Source organism: Bdellovibrionota bacterium (genome assembly GCA_035292885.1).
Taxonomy (GTDB): domain Bacteria; phylum Bdellovibrionota_G; class JALEGL01; order JALEGL01; family DATDPG01; genus DATDPG01.
This window is the reverse complement of the sequence record DATDPG010000154.1, coordinates 1-9,148: the sequence shown is the minus strand read 5'-3', so window position 1 is coordinate 9,148 and position 9,148 is coordinate 1. Positions and strand designations below refer to the sequence as shown.

The window sequence follows — 9,148 nt, the reverse complement described above, 5'->3', positions numbered from 1 at the left end:
CGGGAAGAGAACGAACTTCGGCCGGGAAGGAGGTCGCACGATACGGTACGACGCAAGCCGCACCCGGGGAGCAGGGCAAACTGAAACTGGAGCTGTCCGATTCGTTCTTGAAAGAACACGCGGCCGGGCCGAGCGTCGCCTCCCGCGCTCCAACCAACTATTTGCCCGAAATTTCCATGGGGGATGAAACTCTTCTGAACACGCGGGAATACGTTTACGCATCGTTCTTCATTCGAATGAAACGGCAGATGGAAAACGTGTGGGATCCTCGGAACGTGCTTTCACGGGAGACCCGAGCGAGAGAGCAATATGTCACGACCGTCGGCATCACTTTGCGGAAAGACGGCTACCTCGAATCGGTCCGCATATTGGGGAGCTCGGGCAACCCTGCGCTCGACCGCGAAGCGGTTCGAGCCGTGCGGGCCGGCGCCCCCTATCTCAATCCCCCACCGGCTCTCGTTGAGGCGAACGGGCGAATCGTCATCCCGTCCTGGCACTTTATCGTTACCAATTACGCGCGTTTTTAGTTGATCGGAGTCCTAGGATCCGGTGTTCCAAGTCACCTTCGGATCGCGGGCCGCTCTTGTTTCGTCCAGACGCCTGATCCCCAAATTGTGGGGCGCGGATGTGACCTTCTTCGGGTCTGACCTCACTTCTTCCGAAATCTGTACCATGGCCGCGACGAAATCATCCAGGTCTCTTTTCGATTCCGTTTCCGTCGGTTCGATCATGATTGCGCCCCGAACCACGAGGGGGAAATAAATCGTCGGCGGATGGATTCCGAAATCCATCAAGCGCTTGGCCATGTCGAGCGTCGTGACGTGATGGTCCTTCTGCTGCCATTTGTCCGAAAACACGACTTCATGAAGCGAAGGTGAATCGTACGGCAGATGGAAATGCTCCCGAAGCTGCGCCTTGATGTAATTCGCATTCAACACGGCGACCTCGCTGATCTTCGAAATCTTCTCCGCGCCATAGGCATAGATGTAACAAAGCGCCCGAAGAAGCATTCCGAAGTTTCCATAATGCGATCGAAACCGGCCGACCGTAAAGGGGATCGTGTGATCCAAATAGTAGCGCCCTTCCCTCTCCCGGACGATCGGCACCGGAAGAAATTCGGTCAATTTTTCCGACACGACGACCGGTCCCGCGCCGGGTCCCCCTCCCCCGTGAGGTGTCGAGAACGTCTTGTGGAGATTGATGTGCATGACGTCCACGCCCATCGCCTTGAATTCGACTTGACCGACCAGAGCGTTCAAGTTCGCTCCATCGCAGTACAAAAGCGCACCCCGGTCGTGAATCAATTTCGAAATCTCAACGATATTCTCTTCAAAAATTCCGAGCGTATTGGGAAGCGTGACCATGAGGGCCGCGACGGTGTCGTCCATCGCTTTTTCGACCTCCGCGATATCGAGAATCCCTTTCTCGTTCGAACGAAGTTCCTTCACCTGTATACCGGAAAGCGCGACGCTGGCGGGGTTGGTGCCGTGAGCCGAATCCGGAATCAATATGACCTTCCGTTTCTGATCTCCGCATTTCCGATGATACGCGGTGATCATCTTGACTCCGACCAATTCTCCTTGCGCTCCCGCAGCTGGATGCAAGCTCGCCGCCTTGAGACCGCTGATCGAGATCAACGCTTCCTGGAGCCGGAACATGACTTCGAGCGCTCCCTGGGCATATTTCTCCGGCGTGCAGGGATGAAGCAACGCGTAGCCGTCCTCCGCCGCCACCTGATCGTTCACTTTTGGGTTGTATTTCATCGTGCAGGATCCGAGCGGATAGAAGCCCCCGTCGATTCCAAAATTGAGTTGGGACAGACGGGTAAAGTGCCGGACGACTTCCACTTCGGCGAGCTGCGGGAAATTCTCAATTTTCTCCCGCGTGAGTTCGGCAGGCAAAAGTCCCTTCGTCTGATCCGCCGGGATTGCGCGAACGTAACTGTTCGTATCAGCTTCACCCACCGAGTGACTGGCCGCCAAAAGATCGGCCACCGAATGATACGCCCGCTGAACCTCGCGAATCTTCGGTTTCACAGGGAATTCCTCGCGGCCGATACGTAGCGTTCGACGTCGTCCTCGGATTTGGTTTCGGTCAATGCAACCAGAATTTCTCGATCTTGTTGCTTGTCCCATCGAGAGAGGGGCACACCACCCAAAATCTTCTGCTGTTCCATCGAGGCAAGATAGGCGTCGCTTGAGATCGGGAGCCGGAGGGCGAACTCATTGAAGACCGGCCCTGTATAGAGAGGCTGTACGCCTTGAATCTCCAAGAGCCGGGCCCGCAATTTTCGCGCGACCCAGGCGTTTCGCAACGAAATCTCTCGAAGTCCTTTCTCTCCGACCAAAGCCATATAAATGCAGGAACGAAGGGCGCAGAGCGAATGATTCGTGCAAATATTCGACGTGGCTCTCTCCCGCCGAATGTGTTGTTCGCGAGTGGCCAACGTAAGAACGTAGCCGTCTTTCCCTTCCTGATCGACCGTCTTACCCACCAAGCGGCCGGGAAGCTGCCGGATAAATTCCTTCTTCGTGGCGAAAAGACCGACATGGGGCCCGCCGTAACTCATGGCATTTCCGAACGACTGGCCTTCACCGGCGACCACATCCGCGCCTTGGGATCCCGGTCCCCGAAGCAGGCCGAATGCCATGGCTTCCGTCGTGGTTACGGCGAAAAGAGCGCCACTTTTGTGGACCCACTCGGCCATCGTCTCGATCGGCTCTACGACGCCAAAAAAATTCGGCTGCTGAACCACAACGACGGCCTTGTCCGGCCGAAGCCTCGTTGTTAACGTCTTCCCTTCCGCATCGACATCCAGATCCGAAATCTCTACGTCCATGTCGCGAACGTACGTTCGGATCGTTTCTCGGTAGTCCGGATGAACCCCTTTCGAAATATAAACCCGAGACCCCTTCTTGATTCGTAACGCCATCAACACAGCCTCGGCGATGGAGGAAGCGCCGTCGTACATCGACGCGTTAGCCACATCCAAGCTGAACAAATTGGCGATCATCGACTGAAACTCGAAGATGGCCTGGAGCGTCCCTTGGCTCACCTCCGGCTGGTACGGTGTGTACGCCGTCGCAAATTCACCGCGGGATACGAGGTTATCGACGACCGCCGGGATAAAATGTTCGTAACAGCCCGCTCCCAAGAACGAGAGCCATCCATTGGACGAGACCGCCTCATTTTTTCGGCCCAGCTCCCGGAAATAATGGCGAAGTTCCGCTTCGGTTTTGGAAGGCGGCAGATTAAGCGTGGTCTTTCGCCGCACATCGGCCGGCAGGTGAGCGAAAAGCTCCTCCACGGCTGACATACCGACACTCCGAAGCATCGCCTCTCGATCGGCGTTTGTAAGGGGGATATCCCGCATGTGAGGAAGGGCTTAAGCTTCCTCAGTCTGGGAATTGAGGAATTTCTTGTACGCTTTCGAGTCCATCAGATCTTCGAGATCGGCCAAATCCTTGATCTTCACGCGAATCATCCAAGCTTCGCCGTACGGCTCTTCATTGATCATCTCCGGCGAATCAACCAGCGCGTCGTTCGCCTCCACTACTTCCCCCGAAATCGGCGCGAAAAGATCGGAAACGGCCTTCACGGATTCGACGCTGCCGAACGGTTCTTGCTTGACGACGTCCTCCCCCTCTTCCGGGAGTTCCACGTAGACCACATCCCCCAGCTGTTCCTGGGCGTAATCGGTGATGCCGATCGTGGCCACCATCTTTTTTTCGTCAATCCGAACCCACTCGTGTTCGCGCGTGTACCGAAGATCCTCAGGTAATTCCATTGTTCATTCCCCTTAGTTACTCACCATAGAACCCTAACGGCCGCAAGTTTTTCGCTGCGGTCGTCACCGTTTGATCGACCCCGCGACAAACGGAGGCTTTACGACAACCGCGGGCGTCTCTTTTTCTCGAATGACCACATCCACCGAAATGGCGTCCACCACCCCGGCTTCCAGGTATCCCAGGCCGATACCCTGTTTCAGCGTCGGCGAGAACGTTCCGCTCGTGATCTCGCCGATCTTCTTCCCATGAAAATGGATTTCGTAATGGGAACGGGGGATCCCCCGGCCGGTCATCTTAATTCCCCGAAGTTTCCGCTTCAGGCCCTCTTGCCGCTGGTGTACCAGGCGTTCTCGGCCGAAAAAGTTCCCTTTATCGAGTTTGACGGCCCAGCTGATGCCCGCTTCCAGCGGAGTGTGCCTCTCGTCCACATCGTTGCCGTAGAGGAGGTAACCCATCTCCAGTCGAAGCGTATCGCGCGCCCCCAAGCCCACGGAAACCAGGCCGTCCTTCGTGCCCTCCCGCAAGAGCAGCTCCCAAACATCGGCCGCTTTATTCGTCGGAATGTAGATTTCAAAACCGTCTTCGCCCGTGTAGCCGGTCCGGGAAATGATCGCCGCCGCCCCGACCAGCTCGGTCCAGGTGAATTCGTAGAAAAGAATGGTCGACAGGTCCCGCTTCACAACACGGCTCAAGAGAGCTTCCGCTCCGCGCCCCTGAAGAGCGATCAACGCGTAATCATCGCTCCGGTCTTCCACTTTGACCCCCTCCATCGGGTGCGCCTTAAACCATTCGAAGATCTTGTCTCTGTTGGAGGCGTTCACGACGAACAAAAAATGTTCGTCGGCCAGGCGGTAGAGCGTGCAGTCATCCAGCACGCCCCCGTCTTCATTACAAATAGCCGAATATTGAATCTTCCCGGCCTTTAAACGGGACGCATCGTTGGTCGAAACCCGCTGGCAAAATTCGAGCGCCCGCTTGCCGTGAATTTCGATTTCGCCCATGTGGCTCACGTCGAAGATGCCCATTTTCGTCCGCACCGCCTCATGTTCCGCCAAAATGCCGGTGTACTCGACCGGCATTTCCCAACCCGCGAAGGGGACCAGTTTCGCGCCGAGAGCTTTGTGTTGTTCGTAAAGAGGGGTTCGCCTTAACTCGGTCAATGGATCCTCGCCCGTTCTTTGGCGGCTTTCAGCGTATTCGACAAAAGCATCGCGATGGTCAGCGGCCCGACACCTCCGGGAACCGGCGTTATCCAACCCGCCCGCTCTTCGGCTTCATGAAACGCGACATCCCCCACGAGCGTGCCATCCTCTTTTTTTCGGTTGATCCCGACATCGATCACCGTGGCGCCCTTTTTAACCCAATCCCCGCGGATCATCTCCGCCTTGCCGATAGCCGCCACCAAAATATCGGCGCGACGGCACACTTCGGGGAGATCTTTCGTTCGGGAATGGCAGATGGTGACGGTCGCATGCCGCGCTAAGAGAAGCTGGGCCACCGGCTTGCCGACGATTTGACTCCGCCCCACAATAACCGCCTCCGCTCCTTCAATCGGGATGTCGTATTCTTCAAGAATCCGAATCACACCCAGCGGCGTACATGGAACGAGTCCCGGTTGCCCTGCGGCTAGGCGGCCGACATTGAAGATGTGAAACCCGTCGACGTCTTTTTCCACGTCTACGGCAGCCAATATCCGATCGGTGGAAATCTGTTTCGGCAGAGGTAGCTGTACGAGAATTCCATGAATCTCTTTGTCCCGGTTGAGGGAGTCGACCACCTCCAGCAGCGCTTTTTCGGACGTATCTTCCGGAAGCTCAATCTTCTTCGAATAGATCCCGACCTCGTTGCAGGCCTTGGCCTTTCGGTTGACATAAACGCGCGATGCCTCGTTCACCCCCACGCGGACGGCGGCCAGGCCGGGCCGAATCCCGGTTTCCTTGGTAAAAGCCTCTATGTCCCGCTTAATTTCGCCATGAATTTTTGCCGCGAGTGCTTTACCGTCGAGGATCGCCACGGCGCGGCACTATACCTGAATTTTCGGGGCTGTTAACTCCGTTCCCATGCATCGTACGCCAAGAGCATGGGTTCGCAGGGACGCGGTCGCCTCGCGTTACGCCGCTCGGCGCCGCTCGACACTCGGCAGCTGTATCGTTATACGCATAGAGGCAGCTGCCTCCGTGACGCCCTGCGAACCCATGCTCTTGGCCTACACAACAACTGTGTTATTTCCACGCCGATGCAAGATCTGCTGCCGCTATTCTTCTTATAAGCGAAAGTGAATGAGGGAGAGCCTTGGATGACGCGGGCGTCTCGGAGGCCGTCTCATCAATGGATCGAACAGCGAGACGGCCGAGAGCCGAGCCGTCGATCGGCGCGTAAAGCCGATCGAACGGCGTCCCGCGGAGTCCAAGGCTCTCCCTCATTCTCTTCCTGGGCATAGAAAAACGATGCAATAAGGTTACGCGCGGCGGGGAAGGACGCTCACATCCTCGATCTGCGCACTCTTCCGGGCTTCGTCTTGAAGCTCCAAAAGCCGAAGATGGCCGTCCAGCATCCCGCGCAATTTGCTTTCGAACAGCGCCCGCTGCCGCTTCAATTCGTTGATTTCGTCGATGATATCGGTCAACCGGCCGTGCGCCTGATGGATAATCTTGTCGGCTTGCAGTTCCGCCTGGCCGATCAGAATGTCCGCCTCTTTTTTGGCCGACTGTTTAAACCCGTCGGTCAAGCGTTGGGCCGTGACCAACGTGTCTTGAAGCGTCCGCTCTTTCTCCTGATACTCTTCCAATCGCTTCTTCCGGCGGTCCAGCTCATCTTGTTGAGACTGATTCGCCCGAAGAAGCGCTTCCCATTCGGTGCGCACCAATTCCAAGAAGGCGTCCACTTCTTTCGCTTCGTACCCCCGCACGCCCTTCTTGAACTTCTGTTGGACGAGATCCAGTGGCGTCAGTTTCATGGCATGCCAGCGTATCGCCAAAGACCAAACTAGGCTAGTCCTTCGCGCTCTCAGCTGCGCGGGCCGAAGATGGCCGTGCCGATCCGAACCAACGTCGCCCCTTCTTCGATCGCCACCTCAAAATCGTTCGTCACACCCATCGAAAGTTCCCGCATTTTGACGCGCAGCAGCTTCATCGCTTCAATTTCCTCCGCGAGTTTTCGGGTCTGTGCGAAGTAGGCTCGGGAACGTTCCGGATCGTCGCTGAACGGTGGAAAAACCATCAGACCTTGGGTTTCCAAAGTCGTCTCGTGAGAGAGACGTTCCACAAACGAACGCAATTCGGAGGGAGGAATCCCGCCTTTCGTCGTTTCCGAGGCAATGTTGACCTCCACCAAGATTTTCGGGCTTAAACCGGCCGACTTATTGGAAGCCTTATCCAGCGCTTGGGCGAGCGACCAGCGGTCGACCGAATGAACCAGAGCGACTTTTCCAACGATCATTTTCGCCTTATTCGACTGCAGCGATCCGATAAAATGCCAGTCGGCCTGACCTCCCTCAATCAAACCAGGCAGCGCCGCCATTTTCGGCAAGAGTTCCTGAACGTAATTTTCGCCGAAGATCCGGGCCCCCGCGCGGTACGCTTCGGCAATTCTTTCAACCGCGACTCCCTTCGTCACAGCCACAACGCGGACGGAGGTACGCTCTCGTTTGGCGCGGTCACAGTCGGCTTCAACGCGTCCGAGAACCGATCGCCATCGATCGCCAATGGAAGGCTCGGACACTCTACGTATCCTTGATCGCGCCCAGTTCGCGCAGAGCTTGAATCACTTCAAACAGAGGAAGGCCGACGACGTTCGAATAAGAACCGCGAATCGCCCTTACGAATCTCCCTCCCTTGCCCTGAATCGCATAGGCGCCCGCCTTGTCGAAGGGTTCGCCGGAACGAATATAGGTATCGATCTCTGAACTGGTCATCGGTGCAAACTCGACGACCGTAGCCACCGTCCCCTCCCGAAAATCACCGTCGAACCCTTCCACACGAAATCCCGTGTAGACCGTGTGCTCCCGTCCGGAGAGCCTTTCGAGCATCCGCCGAGCGTCTTTCTCATCGTGCGGCTTACCGAAAGTCTCTTTTTGCAGCGCCACAACCGTATCGGCGCCCAAAATCCACCCGTCAAACGATGGACCCAGCGCCGCTCGCACCGACTTCACCTTCTGTTTCGCCATCCGAAGAGGCAGGTGCGCCGGATCTCCGCCATATCCCACCTCGGCTATATCACTCGCCCGCACCTCGACGACAATTCCGGCCGATTCCAAAAGCTCCTTCCGCCGCAGGGACGCCGAAGCCAATATGATTCGAGCCATTACTTGCATCCCGCGCGCTTTTGTATCAGGCATGCGGGGCATTGACAAAGTAGCCCCTAGGGGCTACTTTTAGATACACGATGGAGGTCAAAAGCGTGGGCATAAAGGAATTAAAGAATCACCTGAGCGCGTATCTGCGCGAAGTAAAGCTTGGAACCAGGATTTTTCTCACAGATCGTAACGAGGTCGTGGCTGAATTGAGAAAGCCGGATTTCGGCTCTCTCCACCCCGCGCCGTCGTCCCTATTGGAACAATGGGTTCGTGAAGGCAAGGTCATTCCGGCGTCCGGTGAAAAGCCCCACCTTCCTCCGTCGCCCGTTCGACTTCCCGACGGGACGGCCCAGAAACTTCTGGACGAAGTGCGCGGCGATTGACCACATTGTACATCGAGTCTTCGGCAGTACTCCGTTGGCTCCTCACGGAGGCCGAACACAATATTGTAGCCGCGTCCGTACAACATGCGGATACGGTTGTCAGTTCGGCGCTGACCGGCGTCGAGGTAGAACGCGCACTTATCAGCGCTGAGGCATTGACCACCCTAAAGAGCGCCCAACGACATGAGCTTCAGGGAGCGTTCGCCGCCGCACAACGCAGATGGATCCTGATGGAGATCAATGCCGATGTACGCAAGAGAGCCTCCGAACCGTTTCCGGTAGAGCCTGTCCGCGCTCTCGATGCAATTCACCTGGCTACGGCGTTGGAATTCCTCAAGACACACCCCAATCTTGCGATTCTTTCGTTCGATCACCGAATCCGGAAAAACCTCGCGCCCTTGGGTCTGACCGAGGTTGCCGCTTCAGCGTAGCCCGCCGATGGAAGGCCAAACACTCCTCTCTGAATTGAAGAAAACGGTCGACGCGCTGCAGATCTTCAGCGAGATCGGCAAGACCCTTACATCCACGCTCGACATCAAAGAGGTCCTCCGGATCGTCCTGCAAAAAATTTCCGAGCTTCTGCACCCCACCAGTTGGTCGTTGCTCCTTCTAGATGAGAAGGACATGGTTCTCTGCTACGAAATTTTGATCAACGAACCGGCCGTCGATCGGAACGTTCCGGT

Annotated in this window: 13 protein-coding genes; 4 read left to right on the top strand and 9 right to left on the bottom strand. The window is 56.6% G+C overall.

Annotated elements, in window-relative coordinates:
• The coding region (locus VI895_11290) for an energy transducer TonB (GenBank protein HLG20383.1) at positions 1-527 on the top strand (527 nt) is incomplete at its 5' end.
• A 12-nt stretch (positions 528-539) separates the two neighbouring features.
• On the opposite strand, the gene gcvPB is transcribed toward VI895_11290, so the two are convergent.
• From gcvPB to VI895_11245, 9 genes are all read right to left on the bottom strand, one after another.
• A complete protein-coding gene (gene gcvPB / locus VI895_11285) occupies positions 540-2,036 on the bottom strand; it encodes an aminomethyl-transferring glycine dehydrogenase subunit GcvPB (GenBank protein HLG20382.1) in 1,497 nt (498 codons plus the stop codon).
• Positions 2,033-3,373: an aminomethyl-transferring glycine dehydrogenase subunit GcvPA gene (gcvPA, locus tag VI895_11280; protein ID HLG20381.1), complete on the bottom strand. Its 1,341-nt coding sequence runs from the start codon at positions 3,371-3,373 to the stop codon at positions 2,033-2,035. The genes gcvPB and gcvPA overlap by 4 nt, the downstream gene beginning before the upstream one ends.
• 12 nt (positions 3,374-3,385) lie before the next feature.
• Positions 3,386-3,787 (bottom strand): glycine cleavage system protein GcvH, encoded by a 402-nt coding sequence (gcvH, locus tag VI895_11275; GenBank protein ID HLG20380.1) that lies wholly within the window; start codon positions 3,785-3,787, stop codon positions 3,386-3,388.
• Positions 3,788-3,850: 63 nt separating this feature from the next.
• Entirely contained in the window at positions 3,851-4,948 is a 1,098-nt protein-coding gene (gene gcvT, locus VI895_11270) for a glycine cleavage system aminomethyltransferase GcvT (GenBank protein ID HLG20379.1), read from the bottom strand.
• Positions 4,945-5,802 (bottom strand): bifunctional methylenetetrahydrofolate dehydrogenase/methenyltetrahydrofolate cyclohydrolase FolD, encoded by an 858-nt coding sequence (gene folD, locus VI895_11265; GenBank protein ID HLG20378.1) that lies wholly within the window; start codon positions 5,800-5,802, stop codon positions 4,945-4,947. Before folD ends, gcvT begins: the two co-directional genes overlap by 4 nt.
• 208 nt (positions 5,803-6,010) lie before the next feature.
• A complete protein-coding gene (locus VI895_11260; protein HLG20377.1) occupies positions 6,011-6,211 on the bottom strand; it encodes a hypothetical protein in 201 nt (66 codons plus the stop codon).
• Between the two features lie 35 nt (positions 6,212-6,246).
• On the bottom strand, positions 6,247-6,744 hold the full coding sequence (locus tag VI895_11255; GenBank protein ID HLG20376.1) for a DivIVA domain-containing protein: 498 nt from the start codon (positions 6,742-6,744) through the stop codon (positions 6,247-6,249).
• Positions 6,745-6,794: 50 nt separating this feature from the next.
• Complete coding sequence (locus VI895_11250) at positions 6,795-7,508, bottom strand: YggS family pyridoxal phosphate-dependent enzyme (GenBank protein ID HLG20375.1); 714 nt, start codon at positions 7,506-7,508, stop codon at positions 6,795-6,797.
• A gap of 1 nt (position 7,509) precedes the next feature.
• Positions 7,510-8,091, bottom strand: a complete 582-nt coding sequence (locus VI895_11245; protein HLG20374.1) for a Maf family protein — start codon at positions 8,089-8,091, stop codon at positions 7,510-7,512.
• An 80-nt stretch (positions 8,092-8,171) separates the two neighbouring features.
• Between VI895_11245 and VI895_11240 the strand changes: the two genes are divergently transcribed.
• From VI895_11240 to VI895_11230, 3 genes are all read left to right on the top strand, one after another.
• A complete protein-coding gene (locus VI895_11240; protein ID HLG20373.1) occupies positions 8,172-8,465 on the top strand; it encodes a hypothetical protein in 294 nt (97 codons plus the stop codon).
• Positions 8,462-8,896 carry a PIN domain-containing protein gene (locus VI895_11235; GenBank protein ID HLG20372.1) on the top strand — a complete coding sequence of 145 codons (435 nt, stop codon included), beginning with the start codon at positions 8,462-8,464 and terminating at the stop codon, positions 8,894-8,896. Before VI895_11240 ends, VI895_11235 begins: the two co-directional genes overlap by 4 nt.
• 34 nt (positions 8,897-8,930) lie before the next feature.
• Positions 8,931-9,148, top strand: a 218-nt coding sequence (locus VI895_11230) for a sensor domain-containing diguanylate cyclase (protein HLG20371.1), incomplete at its 3' end; no start/stop codon positions are given.

What these genes read in the sequence shown, in the direction of transcription:
- gcvPA (HLG20381.1), bottom strand. Translation starts at nt 3,373, where the DNA reads ATGCGGGATATCCCCCTTACAAACGCCGATCGAGAGGCGATGCTTCGG.
- gcvH (HLG20380.1), bottom strand. Translation starts at nt 3,787, where the DNA reads ATGGAATTACCTGAGGATCTTCGGTACACGCGCGAACACGAGTGGGTT.
- VI895_11260 (HLG20377.1), bottom strand. Translation starts at nt 6,211, where the DNA reads ATGAGGGAGAGCCTTGGACTCCGCGGGACGCCGTTCGATCGGCTTTAC.
- VI895_11255 (HLG20376.1), bottom strand. Translation starts at nt 6,744, where the DNA reads ATGAAACTGACGCCACTGGATCTCGTCCAACAGAAGTTCAAGAAGGGC.
- VI895_11245 (HLG20374.1), bottom strand. Translation starts at nt 8,091, where the DNA reads ATGGCTCGAATCATATTGGCTTCGGCGTCCCTGCGGCGGAAGGAGCTT.
- VI895_11240 (HLG20373.1), top strand. Translation starts at nt 8,172, where the DNA reads ATGGAGGTCAAAAGCGTGGGCATAAAGGAATTAAAGAATCACCTGAGC.